Source organism: Margalitia sp. FSL K6-0131 (assembly GCF_038008735.1).
GTDB classification, from domain to species: domain Bacteria; phylum Bacillota; class Bacilli; order Bacillales; family Bacillaceae_C; genus Margalitia; species Margalitia shackletonii.
The window spans coordinates 3662586-3682110 of record NZ_JBBOZS010000001.1; the positions used below are offsets into that span (position 1 = coordinate 3662586).

Annotated in this window: 17 protein-coding genes and 1 pseudogene; 6 read left to right on the forward strand and 12 right to left on the reverse strand. The window is 35.4% G+C overall.

Annotation, left to right across the window (positions count from 1 at the left end; all coding sequences use genetic code 11):
- Positions 1-306 precede the first annotated feature (306 nt).
- The 8 genes from NSQ59_RS17945 to NSQ59_RS17980 all read right to left on the reverse strand — a co-directional run bounded on the left by NSQ59_RS17945 (position 307) and on the right by NSQ59_RS17980 (position 10462).
- Positions 307-2478, reverse strand: coding sequence for a DNA topoisomerase III (locus tag NSQ59_RS17945; RefSeq protein ID WP_340832360.1), 2172 nt, complete (start codon positions 2476-2478; stop codon positions 307-309).
- A 207-nt stretch (positions 2479-2685) separates the two neighbouring features.
- Positions 2686-3684, reverse strand: a complete 999-nt coding sequence (locus tag NSQ59_RS17950; protein WP_055740654.1) for an inorganic phosphate transporter — start codon at positions 3682-3684, stop codon at positions 2686-2688.
- A gap of 14 nt (positions 3685-3698) precedes the next feature.
- Positions 3699-4319 carry a DUF47 domain-containing protein gene (locus NSQ59_RS17955; protein WP_321198428.1) on the reverse strand — a complete coding sequence of 207 codons (621 nt, stop codon included), beginning with the start codon at positions 4317-4319 and terminating at the stop codon, positions 3699-3701.
- Positions 4320-4832: 513 nt separating this feature from the next.
- Positions 4833-6704: a PTS fructose transporter subunit IIABC gene (locus NSQ59_RS17960; protein ID WP_340832362.1), complete on the reverse strand. Its 1872-nt coding sequence runs from the start codon at positions 6702-6704 to the stop codon at positions 4833-4835.
- A gap of 11 nt (positions 6705-6715) precedes the next feature.
- A complete protein-coding gene (pfkB, locus tag NSQ59_RS17965) occupies positions 6716-7633 on the reverse strand; it encodes a 1-phosphofructokinase (RefSeq protein WP_055740657.1) in 918 nt (305 codons plus the stop codon).
- Positions 7630-8385 (reverse strand): DeoR/GlpR family DNA-binding transcription regulator, encoded by a 756-nt coding sequence (locus NSQ59_RS17970; protein WP_055740658.1) that lies wholly within the window; start codon positions 8383-8385, stop codon positions 7630-7632. Before NSQ59_RS17970 ends, pfkB begins: the two co-directional genes overlap by 4 nt.
- A 208-nt stretch (positions 8386-8593) precedes the next feature.
- On the reverse strand, positions 8594-9532 hold the full coding sequence (locus NSQ59_RS17975; RefSeq protein WP_055740659.1) for a manganese-dependent inorganic pyrophosphatase: 939 nt from the start codon (positions 9530-9532) through the stop codon (positions 8594-8596).
- 120 nt (positions 9533-9652) lie between these two features.
- Positions 9653-10462, reverse strand: a complete 810-nt coding sequence (locus NSQ59_RS17980; protein WP_055740660.1) for a YitT family protein — start codon at positions 10460-10462, stop codon at positions 9653-9655.
- A 164-nt stretch (positions 10463-10626) separates the two neighbouring features.
- Between NSQ59_RS17980 and NSQ59_RS17985 the strand changes: the two genes are divergently transcribed.
- Both NSQ59_RS17985 and ytvI read left to right on the forward strand, forming a co-directional pair.
- Complete coding sequence (locus tag NSQ59_RS17985) at positions 10627-10938, forward strand: hypothetical protein (RefSeq protein WP_055740661.1); 312 nt, start codon at positions 10627-10629, stop codon at positions 10936-10938.
- A gap of 316 nt (positions 10939-11254) precedes the next feature.
- Positions 11255-12337, forward strand: a complete 1083-nt coding sequence (gene ytvI, locus NSQ59_RS17990; protein WP_055740662.1) for a sporulation integral membrane protein YtvI — start codon at positions 11255-11257, stop codon at positions 12335-12337.
- 31 nt (positions 12338-12368) lie between these two features.
- Here ytvI and NSQ59_RS17995 read toward each other — a convergent pair whose 3' ends face one another.
- Both NSQ59_RS17995 and NSQ59_RS18000 read right to left on the reverse strand, forming a co-directional pair.
- Positions 12369-12653 carry a hypothetical protein gene (locus NSQ59_RS17995; protein WP_055740663.1) on the reverse strand — a complete coding sequence of 95 codons (285 nt, stop codon included), beginning with the start codon at positions 12651-12653 and terminating at the stop codon, positions 12369-12371.
- 15 nt (positions 12654-12668) lie between these two features.
- Positions 12669-13949 (reverse strand): ArsB/NhaD family transporter, encoded by a 1281-nt coding sequence (locus NSQ59_RS18000; protein ID WP_055740664.1) that lies wholly within the window; start codon positions 13947-13949, stop codon positions 12669-12671.
- Positions 13950-14220: 271 nt separating this feature from the next.
- On the opposite strand from NSQ59_RS18000, the gene NSQ59_RS18005 reads away from it, so the two are divergent.
- The 4 genes from NSQ59_RS18005 (at position 14221) to NSQ59_RS18020 (ending at position 18352) form a co-directional block, all read left to right on the forward strand.
- Positions 14221-15051 carry a thermonuclease family protein gene (locus NSQ59_RS18005; protein WP_055740665.1) on the forward strand — a complete coding sequence of 277 codons (831 nt, stop codon included), beginning with the start codon at positions 14221-14223 and terminating at the stop codon, positions 15049-15051.
- Positions 15052-15270: 219 nt separating this feature from the next.
- Complete coding sequence (locus tag NSQ59_RS18010) at positions 15271-16743, forward strand: NTTRR-F1 domain (RefSeq protein ID WP_055740666.1); 1473 nt, start codon at positions 15271-15273, stop codon at positions 16741-16743.
- Between the two features lie 66 nt (positions 16744-16809).
- A complete protein-coding gene (locus NSQ59_RS18015) occupies positions 16810-17895 on the forward strand; it encodes a tetratricopeptide repeat-containing glycosyltransferase family 2 protein (RefSeq protein WP_055740667.1) in 1086 nt (361 codons plus the stop codon).
- 313 nt (positions 17896-18208) lie between these two features.
- Positions 18209-18352 (forward strand): hypothetical protein, encoded by a 144-nt coding sequence (locus NSQ59_RS18020; RefSeq protein ID WP_161809264.1) that lies wholly within the window; start codon positions 18209-18211, stop codon positions 18350-18352.
- A 48-nt stretch (positions 18353-18400) separates the two neighbouring features.
- Here NSQ59_RS18020 and ribH read toward each other — a convergent pair whose 3' ends face one another.
- Both ribH and ribB read right to left on the reverse strand, forming a co-directional pair.
- Positions 18401-18868: a 6,7-dimethyl-8-ribityllumazine synthase gene (ribH, locus tag NSQ59_RS18025; RefSeq protein WP_055740668.1), complete on the reverse strand. Its 468-nt coding sequence runs from the start codon at positions 18866-18868 to the stop codon at positions 18401-18403.
- Positions 18869-18900: 32 nt separating this feature from the next.
- Positions 18901-19521, reverse strand: a pseudogene (ribB, locus tag NSQ59_RS18030) (3,4-dihydroxy-2-butanone-4-phosphate synthase); the annotation flags it as partial.
- Between the last annotated feature and the right edge of the window lie 4 nt (positions 19522-19525).

A 19525-nucleotide genomic window follows, 5' to 3' on the forward strand; every position in this document is an offset into this window, starting at 1 on the left:
ATTATTTCGTATATCGGATTTGGAACTTCTATTGGTATATACGTTTTATTTGTAATGCTCGGCTTGATAAAAAAACTAATGGGTAATAAGAATAAAAGTAAATCAGGCTAATTTACTTAACCTTGCAATAGGTTTTGCTTTTCGTCAATGTTTATATATCTTAAGTAATCTTGGTGTCGGGGAACTTTTCTTACAAAGTTTGTTCATGTTTAACCTGATAATGGTTGTTAACTTGAATTTCGTATACAAAAGCAACAGGTTAAAATCGGCTTTTGGATTTTATACAAAGTTTAAGAAAAGGGCCCTTTATTTATATAAAAAGCTGATTTTATTATCTTTCCATTCTAATTTTGCGGTAAATTCCTTCCCATCCTTTTTAAAACCTTTAATGAAATCAGTACTTCCTTCGGTGAGCAGTTTTTTTATATTTGTTTGGGAAATGGATCTGCCTAATATTTTTTTGGATATCGCAAAATCACATTTGGAAGTATTGTAATTGGAACATCCAAAAATCTTTCCTTTATCAACGACGTCACCATCACATTTTCTGCATTTTCCTAATTTTGTTCCGAGCTTTTTGCCGTTTTTAGAAGTTTTATTTTTTTGGAATTCCGTCAAATCGAAATGCTGGAAGTCCCATTCTCCGCTATTTTCTCTAGCATCATTGATTAATTTAATTGATAGTTTCTTTGCCTGTTCCATAAAAATATTTGGAGAAGCTTTTCCTTCGCCGATTTCATGCAGTCTTTGTTCCCATTTTGCTGTCATTTCAGGCGAAGCTAGTAAACTATCCCCTACTGATTCAATCAATAAAGTACCTTTATTTGTTGCAAATACTTGGTTCTTCTTTACCTCTATATACTTTCTGTCTTTTAATACACCAATGATTCCTGCACGGGTTGCTTCCGTACCTAATCCTTCCGTTTTATTAAGTACTTTTATAAGCTCTTCATCTTCCAGATGCTTACCGGCTGTCTTCATTAGAGTAATTAATTGTCCTTCTGTATATCTTTTCGGTGGCTGTGTTTTTCCGCCTTTTACTTTTATAGCTTTGACTATGCCTTTCTCTCCTTCTTGCAAAGAAGGTAAATCCTGATCATCCTCTTGATTTTCGTTCTTTTGTTCCGAATTATTTTTATAGATTACTGCTCTCCAGCCTTCTTGAATCTGTTCTTTTCCTTTAGAAATAAAGGTTGCCCTATTTTCTACCAATGTGTGAATTGTCGTATAATCGAAGATAGCTTTTTCATAATGAGCTACAATAAGCCGTTCTACAATGAGCGAATAAATTTTTTCTTCATCCGCTGACATTTTGGTTGGATTTACCACCTGTTCGGTAGGAATTATAGCGTAGTGATCGGTAACCTTTTTTGCATTCACATATCGAGAATTATTTATTATCGATGTTTTTGGCAGTGGAAAATAATCTTTATATCGTTCAAGCTTACTAAGCTTTTGAAGTATTTCCGGAAAACTCGCTGCTTCTTCTTTTGTAACAAAGCTTGAATCACTCCGAGGATAAGAAATAATCCCTTTTACATATAATTTTTGAGCAATATCAAGGGTATGTTTGGGAGAAAATTTATACAGCTTGTTTGCCGTTGCTTGCAAAGCAGATAAATTAAAGAATAACGGCGGTTGAAATTCCTTTCTTTCCTTTTCAATGGATGAAATGATTGCTTCCTTTCCCTTGCAAAACTCAGCAATTTTCTTTGCCATAGACTCATCTTGTAAACGTGTTTCCCCATCTTTGTGCCATTTTCCACTATAATTTTTTCCATCCATATGAAAAGTAGCTAGAACTTCCCAAAATGGCTCCGATTTAAAGTTTTCTATTTCCTTTTCCCTTTTCACGATTAATGCAAGTGTGGGAGTTTGGACTCTACCTGTTGAAAAAACATCGGATATTCCTTTTTTTTGCAAAAGCAGCGTATATGCTCTTGACGCATTCATGCCTACTAACCAGTCAGCGCAGGCTCTGCTAAGCGCCTCATAATAAATGCTTCTGGTTTCTGATTCTTCTAATAGATTTTCAAATCCGTGAATCACCGATTTAGGAGTTAAGGATGAAATCCAGAGACGCTTCATTTTCTTTTGATTATTACATTTTTCCAAGATGATTCGAACTATCGCTTCCCCTTCCCGCTCAGCATCACCAGCAATAATGATTTCATCAATGTCCTTGCGATTCACAAATCCTTTAATAATGTTAAATTGTTTCCATTTTGATTTTGTTACTCGATGTTGGAAATGATTTGGGATGATAGGCAATGTTTCGAGGGACCACTTCTTCCATTTTGGATCATACTCTTCAGGTGGAACTAATTCACAAAGGTGACCAATAGCCCAAGTTAACAACGCTCCATTCGGAAACCACTGGTTAGGGGAAATTTCCACATAACCATCTTTTTTGGTATAAGAAAACGGAGACGCAAGCTTCAAGCCTTGATCAGGTTTTTCGGCAATAATTAATTTCATAAAAAACTCCTCACAAACCAATACAATATAATATATCTATTATACTATTAGCTAATGCAAAAAAAAGTATTTGATTTTTTGAATCAAATACTTTTAGCCGGTTTCAGGGACAGGTTCCCTTATCCTTATTTTTTTCTTAAATTGGCTACTAGGAAAGAATGCCTAATTTTAAATGTATTTTATTTAAAAAGGGCCTGGCCTTCCGTTTCAGAAAAATAATTGGATAATGCCGTAAAAGCAGCCGGCTAGTACTGCTGAGATAGGCAGTGTGATGACCCATGTCATCAAAATTCGTTGTGCGGTTCCCCATTTAACTCCCTTTATACGATGGGCAGAGCCTACGCCAAGGATAGATGATGAAATAACATGGGTTGAACTAACTGGTAAATGAATATAAGTAGCACCAAAAATAATTAATGCAGATGATAAATCAGCAGCCACTCCGTTAACCGGACGAATCTTCATAATTTTTCCGCCAACTGTTTTGATAATCTTCCATCCTCCGATGGATGTACCTAATCCCATTGCCGCAGCACAGGAGAATTGTACCCAGAAAGGGATATCAGTCGATGTTACATAATGATTTGCAATCAATGCCATCGTTATAATTCCCATAGATTTTTGGGCATCATTTGTACCATGGGAATAAGATTGAATGGCTGCAGTTGCTATTTGTATCCAACGAAATTGTTTATTGGTTTTTGCAAGATTACGATTTTTTAAAGTCAACTTAAATATCGTATAAATAATAAAACCTATTACAAATGCGATAATCGGAGAAATAATCAGGCCTTCAATTATCTTTAAAAAGCCATGGTATTTAATCGAGCCAAATCCCGCAGCAGCAATGGAAGCACCAGCAATTGATCCGATAATAGCATGGGAAGAACTGCTCGGTATCCCATAATACCAAGTAATTAAATTCCAAATAATCGCGGAAAATAATGCAGCAAGAATAACTGCCCCACCATTAGGAAGCTGAAATGGATCAACGATATCACTTGTAATTGTTTTTGCAACTCCCGTAAAAGTAAGTGCCCCAACAAAGTTCATCACTGCCGCAAGTACTATAGCTTGTCTTGGTTTCAGCGCCTTCGTTGAAACAGAGGTTGCAATGGTGTTGGCAGTATCGTGAAACCCATTGATAAAATCAAATACAAGTGCACCTATTACAATAAGTGTAGTCAATATTAGGATTGAATTCATTCGCGCTTTTCCCCTTAAGCATTTTTCATGATAATGGTTTCAAGTATATTGGCAACATCCTGACAATAGTCGGAAATTAATTCAAGATTTTCATAGATTTCTTTATATTGAATGATCGTAATTGGATTCTTCTCATTTTGAAATAACTCTTTTACAGAAGCCCTCAATATATCATCACATTTTGACTCATAATCTTTAATTTTGACAGCATGGGAATGAATATCAAGCAGCTTTTTCTTTGATAATAGTTGAATAGATTTCGAGATTTCTTGGCAGCTTCCATATAATTCGTTAACAAACTCCTTCATATATACTGTAGGCTGAGTAATCGAATACAATTCCATCAATGATGCGGTATGATCCAGCCCATCTAAAACATCGTCCAAACGCATAGCAAGCTGAAGAATATCTTCTCGGTCAATTGGAGTAATAAAAGCTTTATGAAGCTCTACAATAATATCGTGAATAAGGGTATCTCCTTTTGACTCGTAATGTTTCATCGTTGTGGTAAGAGCTTTTAAATCGTCAGCACTCTCAATGGTAAATTCAGTTAAAAACTTTGCACTATCTTCTAGATTGGCAGTTATATTACTTAGCATCAGTGAAAATTTGTCTTTTTTTTCGATGATTGGCATTGATATTCCTCCAAAAATTGAATTCTAGTGATGGCTCTTGTCTTCCCCATAAGAATTGATGAAATTATTAAGATAAGATGCCCAGACAGTTTACTGTTATAACATTTTACACAAAAAGCGAAAAGAAGCCATTTGTATAAAAACAGCATCTATTAAAAATATCACCTTCATCATTTTAAATGATTTTTATCAGATGGGAATATGTTTCGACAAAAATTTACGAAATCTTTACAAAAGAAATGTAGAATATTCAAATAAATTTAACATTTATATGGAATAATTAATTAATTTGTCTTCTGAAAACTAAAATAATTTACAGGTTTCTTCTATATAAATAGGGATTGTTAGAGTACATGCTTAATCTCTTCTATTTTGTTCGTAATCTCGTCAAACCGGTGCTAAATCTTGCGAATCAGCACTTTAGTCCTATCTACTTCAAATAAAAAAGCCACAGACCGAATACTGTGACCTTTTACCTAACTCTTGATAACACCTTAATTTTGCTGGATAAATTTATTCCACTACTTTTTTCTTTAATAATCCGACCAAGATTGCTGTAACGAAAGCTCCGATAATAATTGCTAACGCATACAATAATGGATTTCCATCAACTAACTGAATGACAAAAATTCCTCCATGTGGTGCCCGCAAGCCGATATGGAAAAGCATTGTTAATCCACCAGCCACTGCAGAGCCAACTACAGCTGAGGGGATGACACGTGCCGGGTCTGCAGCCGCGAATGGGATTGCCCCTTCCGTAATAAAAGTTGCACCCATTATATAACAGGTAATACCTGCATCTTTTTCACTCTTTGTAAATTTATTTCTAAATATCGTTGTGGCAAGAGCCATTCCAAGTGGAGGAACCATTCCCCCAGCCATTACCGCTGCGTGTGGAGCATATTGTCCAGCGTCAATCATGGCAATTCCAAATGTAAATGCTGCTTTATTAAGCGGTCCTCCCATATCAATCGCCATCATACCTCCAAGTATGATACCCAAAAGCATAAGATTTCCAGTTCCTAAACTATTTAATACATGTGATAAATACTGATTAAAAATACTACAAGGCTTGTTAATGACAAAAAACATAATCAAACCAGTGATAAGTATACCAAATAACGGATAAAGCAATACCGGTTTTATTCCTTCAAGGGATTGTGGTAATTTATTAAACACTTTTTTCAATAAAACTACAACATAACCAGCTAAAAATCCGGCGATTAAACCGCCAAGGAACCCCGCTCCGCCTTGTGCAGCCATAAATCCGCCTACCATACCCGGTGCAAGTCCTGGTCTATCTGCAATACTCATTGCGATAAAACCAGCTAAAACAGGAATCATTAATCCAAAAGCATTTCCGCCGCCGATTGTATTTAAGGCTTCCGCAAACTTATTATAGCTAGGATCATGCGGATCTGCAGAATGGATCCCAAACATAAAGGAGATGGCAATTAAAATACCTCCACCAACGACGAATGGCAGCATGTTGGAAACACCATTCATTAAATGTTTATAAAAACCATTTCTGCCTTTTCCCTTTTGTGATGACTCGCTTGACTTGTCACCACCTGTACTTCTATAAATAGGAGCATCTTGCTTTACAGCTTGTTCAAGCAGCTCTATAGGTCTGCGAATTCCATCTGCAACTGGAACTTCTATGACATGCTTACCGTTAAAACGTTCCATTTCCACCTGTTTATCCGCTGCTACTATAATCGCTGCTGCTTTTTCAATTTCTTCAGATGTTAAAATATTTTTCGCTCCACCGGAACCGTTTGTTTCTACTTTAAAAGGAATTCCTAATTCTTTTGCTTTTTCCTTTAAAGAATCTGCAGCCATATATGTGTGAGCAATTCCAGTTGGACAGGCTGTTACAGCTAGGACTAAACCTTTTTCATTTAAAGATACAGTAGATTCTTCTGACTCTTCCTCTTCACTATTATTAAAAACTTGTAAAATATCTTCTGCAGTTTCAGCAGCCATTAATTGTTCACGAATTTCGCTTCTCATTAATAATGTTGATAGTTTTGATAATGCCTCTAAATGAGTGTTATTTGCTCCTTCACTTGCAGCAATCATGAAGAACAAATGGCTGTCTTGTCCATCAAACGACTGATAATCAATCCCTGCTTTTGAACGTCCGAAAGCAATCGCGGGAATTTTGACCGCTGCAGTTTTCGCATGTGGAATCGCGATTCCTTCTCCAACTCCCGTTGTACTTTGCTCTTCACGTGCAAGGACTGCTTTTTCATATTCCTCTTTATTGTTTAATTTCTGCGCATCATCTAAAACTGTTACTAATTCATGTATGATTTCATTCTTGGTTGTGGACAAGACATCTAACTTTATCGTAGCGGATGTTAGTAATTCTGTTATTTTCATGCAAGTTCACCTCACCCTTCCATTGTCTGCAAGTTTACTTGATCTAATAGATTCATAACCTCTTCCTTGGAGCAAAGCCCAGACGAAAAGGCAGTTGCACTTCCAGATGCAACACCAATTTTGAAGGACTCTTCTATGGATTTGCCGCTCGAATATGCACTAAGAAATCCTGCAACTAAGGAGTCACCGGCACCTATCGAGTTTTTCAACTCACCGCTTGGTGCATTTGCCTGAATAGCTAAGTCTTTATTTATAAAAAGTGCTCCCTGTTCAGCCATCGATACGATGATATTCTCTACGCCTTTTTCCACTAACTTTTTACCATAGGTAAATGCTCCCTGAAGTGTGCGAATTTCAGTTTGAAATAATTCACCTAACTCGTGATGATTCGGCTTAATGAGAAAAGGCTTTTCCCCTAAGACACTCTCAAGTGCCGTTCCAGAAACATCTGCGACAAAACGAGCCCCTGAGGCCTTACATTTTTTAATTAAATCCACATAGATTGTCGATGGTAACGAACTCGGAATACTTCCTGAAAAAACAACAATATCTTTCGAAGTAAAGGTTTGAATCATGGCAAACAATTGCTCCAATTGTTCTTTTGTAATATTAGGACCTGTCCCGTTAATTTCAGTTTCTTCTTCGGACTTTAGCTTAATATTAATTCTTGTATCTTGATCTACCTCGACAAAATCCATTGAAATTTGTTCTTTTTTTAAAAATTCTTTTATATAAGCCCCTGTGAAACCTCCGATGAAACCAAGCGCCTTCGATTCGACTCCTAGTCTTTTTAACACACGGGAAACATTGATTCCCTTACCTCCTGGAACCTTATAGTCATATTTAGTTCGATTTAACCTTCCAGATTCAAAATGATCAACTTCAACATGATAATCCAAGGAAGGATTTAAGGTGATGGTGTAAATCATGATGTCACGACCTTTATGGTAGTTTTTTGTTTATATAATTCATGCATTTCTAAATCTAAATCATCAGTAATAATGCTTGCTTCTGAAAGTGGTGCAATTTCAGAAAAGGCAATTTCTCCAAACTTTGAACGGTCCGCCAATACAAATGCTTCCCTGGAAAGCTGCAGTGCTTTTTGTTTGATAAATGCTTCTTCTGGATCGGGTGTCGTAAATCCAAAGGAAGAGTGAACTCCATTTACTCCTAGAAAGCATTTATCAAATCGATAATTTTCTATCCCTTTTAAAGCTCCCCTGCCAATCATAGCGCCAGTCTTTGGCTTGATAGATCCACCAATTAAAAAGGTTTTGATTCCTTTGCTTAGGAGCGGCTGTATATTCGTTAATCCGTTCGTAACAACAACAATATTACTTTCATTAGGTAAGTATGGAATCATTTGTAGAGTTGTAGTACCAGCATCTATATAGATACAATCACCCTGCTCCACCAAAGAAGCAGCAAATTTAGCAATATTGTCCTTTGCATGAAGGTTTTTGGCTGATTTTTCAAGAATATCCGGTTCTTCTAACTTTCCTTGAAGACGCGCTGCCCCTCCGTGTACCCTTTTAAGTGCATTTTTCTTTTCAAGTTCTATTAGATCTCTTCGAATGGTCGATTCTGAGGTATTGGTCTCCTTCACCAGCTCTTGCAAGCTTACAATATCCTTTTTCTTTAACATTTCAAGTATGATACGGTGTCTTTCTGCCGTTAACAAAATGGTTCACCCTCTTATCATTGATAACGCATACATTTTTGATTACCTTTTTTATTCTACATCCATAATCGATAAAAAACAATCAAATTTAATCATTTTCAATCAAAAACAATCAAATATAATTAAATAAATATCTATTTTATTATTTGTTGCAAAACAAAAAGAGCAATACTACTTAGTGTAGCACTGCCCTTTTAAGTTTTATCTATTAAAGTTGAATCGACTTAAATGCTTCTGTTAATACTGGAACGATTTGCTTTTTGCGGGAAACAACACCTTTTAATAAGGCCGTGTTGTTTTGAAGCTCAACATTGTAAGCTTTCTCCACTGCCTTTGCGCCTCGTCCAAGCGCGATAGCTGTGGAATCGTTTGTTAAAATATCTGTTACAACAAATAAGAATAAATCTAACTGCTTATCTCCAATTACTTTAGATAGCGCACTCTCCACTTCTTCTTGACGGGAGAAAACATCGTTAATATCTACGGCATTTACTTGGGCGATTTCGACTTTGTATTCACCCATTTGAAATTCCTTTGCATCCAACGAAATAAGCTGATTAATTGTTTTATCACTTAAATCTGCCCCTGCTTTTAGCATCGCTAATCCGTAGGTATCTGCATCTACACCTGCGATAGAAGCTAATTCCTTCGCAGCTGCCACATCTTCACTTGTGCAGGTAGGAGATTTAAATAATAACGAGTCAGAAATGATTGCTGAAAGCATTAAACCAGCAATTTCTTTTCGAATTTGAACTCCATTTTCTTTATATAATTTATTTAGAATTGTTGCTGTACAGCCAACTGGCTCAGCACGATAGTATAATGGATCACTTGTTTCAAAGTTTGCAATACGATGATGATCAATAACTTCAAGAACGCGTACTTCATTAATGTCATCTGCACTTTGTTGTCGTTCATTATGGTCTACCAAAATAACGTTTTTCACTTCATTTGCAACTTTTTCAACCAAACGAGGTGCCTCAACCTTAAAATAATCTAAAGCATACTTTGTTTCACCGTTCATTTCTCCAAGTCTTACCGGTTCCACATCCATGCCTAGCTTTGTTTTTAATTCCGCATATGCAATTGCAGAACAAATTGTATCCGTGTCAGGATTTTTGTGTCCGAAAATAAGTACCTTTTCCATTGCTCTTCTCCTTCAATTTATATGTAGATTCAATAATAACGCCCACATACTTCGTGTGGACGTTATTTATAGTTCCTATTTTATCATATACTATATCTATTTTACTAAAATGTTCTAAAATTATCCTCTGTGAAACAATCCCATAACCTCAGTTGTTTCTGTTATATTTACAAATGCATCTCGGTCTGTTTCATTAATCAATTTTTTAACATCCGTTAATTGGTACCGTGTAATAACGGTCATTAGAATTTTACGGTCTTCCCCTGAATATGCACCTTCACCATTCATAATCGTTACACCACGATATAAATTTGCTAAGAGCTTTTCTTTCATTTCCTCGCCTTTTTTCGTCACAATTGTTAAAGTTAATTTAATATGATTTGTATGAATCGTATCAATTACCTTACCAGTAGCATAAATTGCCACCAACGTATTAAGGGCAGCATCCCATGTAAAAATAAATCCTGAAATTAAAACAATAATTCCATTCATTGCCGAAATAAGTGCCCCTAGTGGAAAGTCCTTTTTCTTTGTTAGCAGCATTGCAATGATGTCGAATCCACCGGAAGAACCTGAAGACCTGAAAATAATTCCAATTCCTACACCAGTTAATACCCCGCCTGTTAAGGAAGCCAATAACGGCTCCGTTGTTATTTGTACAACAGGGATTACATATAACCCTACTGATAGGACAACTACGGATAAAATAGTATAAAAAATAAATCGTTTTCCAAGTTTTATAAATCCTAAAACTAAAAGCGGAAAATTTAAAAGAAAATTGAAAATCCCCGTATTAATCGGTGTGATAAACCCAAGCATAATCGCAATTCCACTCAAACCGCTGCTTAAAATATGATGTGGAATGAGAAAAAAATTATAGGCAACAGCTACGATTAATGACCCAATAATAATGGTAAAAATATTGCGCATTATTATTCCCCTCTTATTCTGTAAAAATGCTTTAATTTATTATAGTAGAGAAATAAATAATGTTTAAGATAATAGTTTTTTCAGAATGTTGAACCCGATTTCTTCATTTAAAGTGGCATATTATGTTATAGACAAGCATAAAAAAAGATAAGAGGTGATTAACATTGAATGCAATATTAAAATCCAAGAAAACCGCATTTTTTATTATTCTTTTTTGCTTAATTTTAGTTGCCTATTTAAATACAATTTCTAATCGTGATCTTGACCAAATCACAATGGATATCCCAGCAATTTCTGATACAAAAACTTCTAGTATCACTTCCCCAACATTAGAGGAAAGATTGGTAGGCACAGAAGAAGTAGATGGGTATACAGTCGAAACCTATCAGGAATTTGAAGTTTATAAGGATAAAGAAGGCAATATTCAAAAGGTTGTACCAACATCGAATTTTAATTACATACGGTATTACAAATGAAAAGATTACTAAACCCATTGTTGCACAATGGGTTTTCCCTTTGCTATCGTAAATTCTCTTTGATGAAAACAAGTAATGGAAAATTGGTAGATTCTTGTTATACTATACATATTAAGAACTGCGCAAGCGGCTTGCTCATCGGCGTATGGATACGTGAAATTTGAAACGAATTTTACCTGATGCCCTTACCCACAGGGAGGAGAGAGGGAAATCCGCTTACTGATAGCTGTTTACGCTAGCCAAAGACTTAACTTATTTAAATAATTTTTGAGATAGAAAACTTATACTTTCTTATCTCTTAAGAAGGGGAAGTTGCATGGGTGAGATAGTGTGGTCTTTTATCAAAAGACATTATAAAACGATAATTGATATCGTGATATTAATTGCAGTGATTTGGCTTTCTTTTAAATTTGCCAATTGGATATTCGGAATTGCGACTCCAATCGTGTTTGGAGCCATTATTTATATGCTTATCAAACCAATGGTGAAATTACTTGTTGCCATAAAAATAAAGCGAGGCGCCGCAATAGCCATTTCGCTAGTCATATATTTAATCGCTGCACTTGCTGTCATTTTTTTCGGAGGAATGATTGCAGTCAATCAGGTTCATAATTTAATAGCGAAAATGCCTCATTATATTGACACATTAAAAAGTAATTTTGGAGTAGAATTTCACCATCTTCGGCGTCAATATACCGACCTTCCATATGGAATACCAGAAAAGGTCAATGAAAAAATTGGTTCCATAGGACAGAAATTTATGGTTTATTTTTCCAAATTTTTATGGACCCTTGTTGGAACAGTCAATACAAGCATAGTATTTATCGGGAATTTGCTTCTTGGGATTATTTTAGCTTACTTCTTAGGAAAAGACGCTGAAAAAGTAAGAGCGAAATTCAATGAAATAGCACCTAACTGGATGAAAGAGGGCTGGGATTTTTTACGGATTAATGTTATAAGCGGGATTACTAAATATATAACAGCTCAATTAAAATTAATGACGATTACGTTCGTGATTATCTTTATCTCATTGCTAATATTCCGTGTTAACAATGCATTTATTATCTCGATATTGTCTGCGGTATTTGATATACTTCCACTTTTAGGTGTTGCCACTATATTTGTTCCGTGGATCATTTATTTGTTTATAGTCGGAAACACAGCATTAGCAATTAAACTGCTAATTGTATACGGTATTGTATTCCTTGTAAGACAGTTATTGGAGCCAAAGATTGTCGGAGAGTCATTAGGGGTTTCAGCCTTTATTATGCTTTCATTAATGGTAATCTTTCTCGGTTTATTTGGATTTTGGGGAATGCTCTTAACGCCAATCCTAACAATCTTATTAAAAGAACTATACAGTCAAGGTTATTTTAAAAGATGGATTCGAATGGAATGATAAATAAAAAAGACTCGGGCTCGAGTCTTTTTTAGTCTACCCATTCTAATTTCTTTACAAGTTGCCATCGAAATAGAGCTGCCAGTAACACAGCATATGAATCATCCCGGACAATAATTTGAACCTGGTTATCTTCAAAGGTATAAAACAAAACATCTGTATATACCTTATCCCTTTCAAAGAAATTGCGAACTTCATGAAGTCTTTTAAATGTCTCATCATTTTTTGGTTTAAACATAATTTCTATTCCATCTTCTCGTTTCGTTTCATTTATGATCACAACATTTTCATTCATTTCATATTTGATTTTCCCCATTTCTTTCCCTCCTCTTTATAATAAGTATCTCAGATAGATGTACGCCATCGAAATCAATATTGAAATCAACATAAGCGGAAATCCGATTAATAAATATTTTACGAAAGTAATCTTATATCCTTCTTTTCCAGCTAGCCCTGCCACAACTAAATTAGCGCTTGCTCCAATTAACGTCCCATTTCCTCCAAGACAGGCTCCAAGTGATAAAGACCACCACAAAGGCTCCAGATCATGAATCCCTAAATGTCCCATTTGCTGAATTAACGGAATCATCGTTGCCACAAATGGGATATTATCAATAAAAGCGGAGGCTACAGCACTAAGCCAAAGAATTAAAAAAGAACTTGATGTAACATGGCCTCCCGTTAACTCGATTGCATAGGACGCAATTTTTGCAATTACCCCAGTTTCTACTAATCCTGAAACGAGAACAAATAAACCCACAAAGAAGAAAATAGTTGTCCATTCCACTTTTCCAAGGGCACTTTCTAAATAACTCTCACCGGATAAGAGCAATAGGATAAATGCGCCCGCTAATGCAACGGTTGCGGTATCTACTTTTATAAATTCATGTAAAAAGAAGCCAAGAATCGTTAATCCCATGATGGTAAGAGATTTAATCATAAGCTTTTTATCTGTAATCTCATCCTTTTCATTCAGGCTCATGATTCTTTTTCGAATTTCGTTAGATGTTTTAAAGTCTTTTCTATAAATCATCATTAGTAAAAGAATGGTTACTACCATAATAATTAGAATAATCGGAGTTAAATTTGTAATAAATTTCATGAACGTTAAGGAAGGGACAGCACTCCCAATCATTATATTTGGCGGATCTCCAATCATCGTTGCGGTCCCGCCAATATTGGACATCAATATTTCCGAAATAAGAAACGGAATCGGTGATATGTTTAATTGGCGCGTGATACTAAAGGTGACAGGCACCATCAGCAAAACTGTTGTGACATTGTCCAAAAAAGCAGATCCAATACCAGTAATAAGAGATAGAACAAGTAATATCGCGATTGGTCTTCCTTTTACTTTTTTTGCAGACCATATTGCAACATACTTAAATACACCCGTTTCACCAGTAATCGAAACCATGATCATCATACCGATCAGTAGTCCTAAAGTATTAAAATCAATATGATGAATGGCGGTTTCCTGCGTTACAATTCCAAAAATAATCATTAGGGAACCGCCAATCATTGCGATAATCGTTCGATGAATTTTTTCTGAAATAATAAGTCCGTAAGTCAGTAAAAAAATGGCAATTGCTATTATCGCTTCATTTGTCAAGCATGATCATCCCTTTTATGCTATTTATGTATTCTATATATTATTTCCAATAGATATTGAAAATAATGGAAGTACATAAAAAAAGGAAGCCTGTTTTGACAGACTCCACCTTTTTTATAACCAAAATATTATTTTATATGAATATATTAACAAATAAAAATACTCGATACAACCGTTAACCTTTTTAAGTCGTTCTCTTGTAAAATTGCAGTTTTATATATAAATTAATCATAGATATTAAAATGCATATTAATTAAGGAGTTTGAAAAAGGTGTCAACAAAGAAAAACAACATTAAAAAAATAGGCTTCTTACTTCTATTTATTTTCGGATTGTTAGGAGCATGTTCCCAACAAACAGAGAACCACACAAATCAAACAGCTTTGCCTAAAGGTCTAGTCTCTGGAACAGTTGTTAAAAATGTAGATGGTGATACAGTTCATGTAAGCATTAATGGCAAAGAGGAAGATATACGACTACTGCTTATAGACACTCCTGAAACGCATAAGCCCGGAACACCTGTACAACCATATGGACCAGAAGCTAGTAATTATGCTGAAAAGGAACTAGCTGTGGGCACGAAAGTCATGGTAGAAGAAGGAGTGAAAGGACACGAACGTGACAAATATGGGAGATTGCTAGCTTATATTTATTTGCCAAACGGAAAAATGTACAATGAGGAGGTTGTAAAAAAAGGGCTTGCGCGTGTTGCATATATTTACGAACCTAATACAAAGCATTTAAGTGACTTAAAAGAAGATGAGAATTATGCGAAGTCGCACAAGTTAGGTATTTGGTCTATTCCAGGCTATGTAACAGACAGAGGATATGATATTAGCAAATCATCCAAAAGTTCTTCAAATACTGTATCAAAACATACAAGTACTGGTGTTCAATATTCTTCTAATAATACATCTAAAAATACTTCATCCGATGGGAAAGAGAACAATACAAGCTGTAAAGGAAAGATTAAAGGAAATGCAAACAGTAAAATCTATCATGTTCCTGGCGGAGAATACTATAATCTCAACATGAAACATATTGTGTGGTTTTGTTCAGAATCGGATGCACAAAAGGCCGGCTATCGAAAATCACAAAGATGAAATGAAAAGCTCTGCATAGTAGCAGGGCTTTCTTTAATTTCTTCAATTGAACTCTACATTTATGAATAAACATGGAAGCTCCTGTCTTTTTACTACAAATCGGTTAAATATCATAGTAATTACACACAAACTAAACCTATATTTAGTACATATATTATAGGACAGCTTAATCATAGTAATAAAATGAATTAGTGAAGCATTTTGAAAGGAGGTATTATATTGACAAGCAGCAACAAAATCTTAAACGGTGGATTTGAAAACAATACATTTCCTCCTTGGGAGAACTCTAATGCAACCTTCACAACTCAATTTTCACATAGTGGACGTCAAGCCGCAAAACTTATTGGGGACACGAAAAATAGCTTTATTTATCAGTTAGTAAATACAACTCCTACTGAACAATTTGTTTTTTCCGGATTTTTAGGTAAAATTGGTAAACTTCCAAGCCCTCCTCTATCTATATCCCTTGCATATTATGATAAGGACCTTAACTTCTTAGAATATGGTTTAATTACCAATTTTCCAAAAGGTCACCTGACAAATACCGCAGATGAAGAGTGGCTTAAGGTCAATGAAACAACCTCTATCGCCCCACTTGGTACTACACAAGCTTTACTATTAATTAATAAACTCCCGCAAACTGGAACTGCCGATGTAATCGTGGATGACGTCGAACTATTAGACGTAAGTACGTATATAGAGAATAACAAGGAGGTTGTATCTTCTGCAGTAACCAAATCCTTGACTGTTGGTGCAACAGAGGAAACTAATCAAATGGAAACATACTCCAATACCCCTGCGATGAATCGAATTTATGTGGCAAATTCAGGGGATACCGAGGTCTCCGTCATCGATGGAATAACCAATTCGGTAATCGCTACCATACCAGTCAGCAGTTCAGATCTTAGTCCTGGTAATGTTGGTGTGAATCCGATAACAAATCGAATTTATGTGGCAAACGCATCTAATCATAATGTCTCTGTCATTGATGGAACAACTAATACTATCATAGCTACCGTGACTGTCGGTACAGAGCCAATTGGTGTAGGGGTAGATCTGGTGACAAACCGATCTTTTGTTGCAAATTTTACCAGTGCAAATGTTTCCGTCATCGATGGAGACTCTTACACAGTAATCGCCACAATTCCATTAACTAGACCAAGATATGTAAGTGTAAATTCAATAACAAATCAAGTATACGTTTCGAATGATTACCCATACAATAACATCAATGTTATCAATGGAACTACAAATGCAGTAATTGCAACGATTCCGGTAGGCAATGATCCAGTGGGGATTGATATCAATCCAATATCAAACCAAATTTATGTTGTTAATGAGTCCGATAATAATGTATCTGTCATCGATGGTGCGACTAATACAGTTGTGGCCACCATAGCTGTAGGTACACAACCGGAAGGGATAGGTGTAAATCCCATTACTGGTAGAATTTACGTTGCAAACACATCAAACCGCAATATCTCCGTAATTGATGGCAACACTAATTATGTCATAGCTACTGTTACGGTAGGAATTGGACCTGTTGGCGTTGGTGTAAATCCTTTAACACATAAAATTTATGTGTCCAATCTTGGAAACGACAATGTTTCTGTTATCAGCGGAACTACCAATACGGTTATAGCTACTGTATTAGTTGGACCTGGTCCAACAGCAATAAGTGTAAATCCCTAATTAATAAAAATTTGTTGCCTCCCCAATTAGTTACAGTTCTTATCATAAAAAATATGGAGGTAAAAAATGATTACAATAAGCCTTTGTATGATCGTTAAAAATGAACAGCAAACGCTTGAACATTGTTTACAGTCTGTTAAAGATGCAACAGACGAAATTATTATAATGGATACAGGTTCAACAGACCAAACAAAAGAGATAGCAAAAAAATGGACTACATTGGTCTATGACTTTGAATGGAATGATCATTTTGCTGATGCACGAAATGCAGCCTTTGCTAAATCGACAAAGGATTATATACTGTGGCTTGACGCAGATGATATTCTTCTTCCAAAAGATTATGAGAAGCTTTTAAAACTTAAACAGTCACTTTCTCCTGAAGTTGATGCTGTATCCATGCCATATCATTGTGATTTTGATGACTTTGGTAATACCACTTTAAAAGTTAGGCGTATCAGGTTGATAAAGCGATTAAGGAATTACCAGTGGGAAGGTGCCGTCCACGAAGATTTATTAATAGATGATGGAAATATTTATGATTCTGATATTGTTATAACTCACAGAAAAAATCACAAAACTTCTGATCCTGATCGAAATTTAAAAATTTATGAGAAGCTTTTAAAAAGGGAAAAAGATCTTACTGCAAGGGACTCTCTTCACTATGCGATGGAACTTCATCAACATAGAGAATACAGGAAAGCTACAGAATACTATCTGAAATTTCTAGACTTTGGGAATTTATCAGATGAAAATAGAATTCTTGCATATACTAGACTAGCAGATTGTTATTATTATCTAGGTGATCGAAAAAAGGAAAGAGAATGTACATTTAAAACGTTTGAATACGATGTGCCTCGTCCTGAAAGCTGTTGCCGCTTAGGTTATTATTTCTTGGAAAAGCAACAATACCATCAAGCCATATTTTGGTATAAAACGGCGGCAGAATCAAAAGATACAAGTAATTGGTCTGTACAAAATGAAACAAGCAAGACCTGGCTTCCACATATGCAGCTCGGTCTTTGTTACTTCCAAATTGGCGAATACGAGCTATCTTACCATCACAACAAAATTGCACACAGTTTTCAACCGAACAATGAAGGTATTACTCATAATATTAAACTCCTAGAAGATTTATTAAAAAACAAAATGTAACCAATACTTATTAGGAGAATCCCCATTTTTTAGAAACCTTAATCTATCATTATTACAAGGCATTACATTTTCTGTAGTATAAGAGCATTGATTTTATATTAAACCTCAACTTATATACACTAATTTCAAGTCTATGGTGCTATCCTTCGCAAGAAAAGTACACAAAGCTTATAAAGTACTTAGTAACTAAATATTGGAAAATAAGACATCCATTTAAAATGAGGTGTCTTATTTTAAACGAGCCACATTTTTACATAAATAAATAATAAATAGACAATTATATAAATAAATATTTGTTTTGGAGTGATAGTAAATGGATATGGTTTTTAAATTGATCACATACGGAATGTATATTCCATTAACCGTCATTCCTCTCTATGTTGCCATAAAAGGAGCATATGAGGATAAATCTTTATTAAAGGATGCAATGAATACGGTTAAGGAAAAGATGAAATAGCCCTTTGCAGAAGGGCTATTCATTTTCAAAAAAATATAGATTTAAAAATCAGTCAAAACTTCTGCATAAGTTTGCCATTTCAATGGCAGATACTGCTGCATCCCAACCCTTATTCCCAGCTTTTGTGCCTGCTCTTTCAATAGCTTGTTCGATAGAATCCGTTGTAAGAATCCCAAAAATAACTGGGATATTTGAATTTAATGATGTATTGGAAACACCCTTTGCCGCTTCTTTGCATACATAATCAAAATGTGGAGTAGAGCCGCGAATTACCGTTCCAAGTGTAATAACAGCATCGTACCTTTTACTATTCGCCATTTTCTGAGCAATAAGCGGAATTTCAAATGCACCTGGAACCCAAGCAATGTCTACATTTTCCTCACTAACGCCATGCCGCTTTAATGCATCCTGTGCGCCGCCTAGTAACTTGCTTGTAATAAATTCGTTAAAACGACCTACAACGACTCCTATTTTTAAACCAGTTCCTACTAAATTACCTTCAAATATTTGTCCCATTTTTTCTTCCTCCTATTACATTTTAATTAAATTAGATATTCTTGTTTCGTTTGTTGGTAATGAACAAGATCTTTTATGGTAATCATTTTCAATCCAAATTTTTTTGCTAATATACTTAACTGAGGGACTCTTGCCATGGAGCCATCCGCATTCATTATTTCACAAATCACTCCTGCAGGTTTTGCACCGCAAAGTCTTGCTAAGTCAACTGCTGCTTCTGTATGTCCTTGCCTTTGTAATACTCCTCCTTCTCTTGCTATTAAAGGAAAGACATGGCCAGGTCTATTAAAATCAGAAGCAATGGAATTCTCATCTATCAGATGGAGAATAGTAGCAGAACGTTCATAAGCCGAAATCCCTGTGGTAGAAAACTTATGATCAATACTCACGGTAAACGCTGTTTCATGTGAATCAGTATTTTTAGACACCATCGGAGTTAATTCGAGCTTTTGCGCTAATTCTTTTTCAATTGGCACACAAACAAGTCCCCTGCCATGTGTTACCATAAAATTAATAATCTCCGGTGAAGCTTTCTCCGCAATCGCGATAAAGTCTCCCTCGTTTTCCCTATTTTCATCATCACAAACAATGACAACTTTCCCTAGTTTTAAATCTTGTATAGCCTCTTCAATTGTGTTAAACAACAAAACCATCTCC

What these genes read in the sequence shown, in the direction of transcription:
- NSQ59_RS17945 (WP_340832360.1), bottom strand. Translation starts at nt 2,478, where the DNA reads ATGAAATTAATTATTGCCGAAAAACCTGATCAAGGCTTGAAGCTTGCG.
- NSQ59_RS17950 (WP_055740654.1), bottom strand. Translation starts at nt 3,684, where the DNA reads ATGAATTCAATCCTAATATTGACTACACTTATTGTAATAGGTGCACTT.
- NSQ59_RS17955 (WP_321198428.1), bottom strand. Translation starts at nt 4,319, where the DNA reads ATGCCAATCATCGAAAAAAAAGACAAATTTTCACTGATGCTAAGTAAT.
- NSQ59_RS17960 (WP_340832362.1), bottom strand. Translation starts at nt 6,704, where the DNA reads ATGAAAATAACAGAATTACTAACATCCGCTACGATAAAGTTAGATGTC.
- pfkB (WP_055740657.1), bottom strand. Translation starts at nt 7,633, where the DNA reads ATGATTTACACCATCACCTTAAATCCTTCCTTGGATTATCATGTTGAA.
- NSQ59_RS17975 (WP_055740659.1), bottom strand. Translation starts at nt 9,532, where the DNA reads ATGGAAAAGGTACTTATTTTCGGACACAAAAATCCTGACACGGATACA.
- NSQ59_RS17980 (WP_055740660.1), bottom strand. Translation starts at nt 10,462, where the DNA reads ATGCGCAATATTTTTACCATTATTATTGGGTCATTAATCGTAGCTGTT.
- ytvI (WP_055740662.1), top strand. Translation starts at nt 11,255, where the DNA reads ATGGGTGAGATAGTGTGGTCTTTTATCAAAAGACATTATAAAACGATA.
- NSQ59_RS17995 (WP_055740663.1), bottom strand. Translation starts at nt 12,653, where the DNA reads ATGGGGAAAATCAAATATGAAATGAATGAAAATGTTGTGATCATAAAT.
- NSQ59_RS18015 (WP_055740667.1), top strand. Translation starts at nt 16,810, where the DNA reads ATGATTACAATAAGCCTTTGTATGATCGTTAAAAATGAACAGCAAACG.
- NSQ59_RS18020 (WP_161809264.1), top strand. Translation starts at nt 18,209, where the DNA reads ATGGATATGGTTTTTAAATTGATCACATACGGAATGTATATTCCATTA.
- ribH (WP_055740668.1), bottom strand. Translation starts at nt 18,868, where the DNA reads ATGGGACAAATATTTGAAGGTAATTTAGTAGGAACTGGTTTAAAAATA.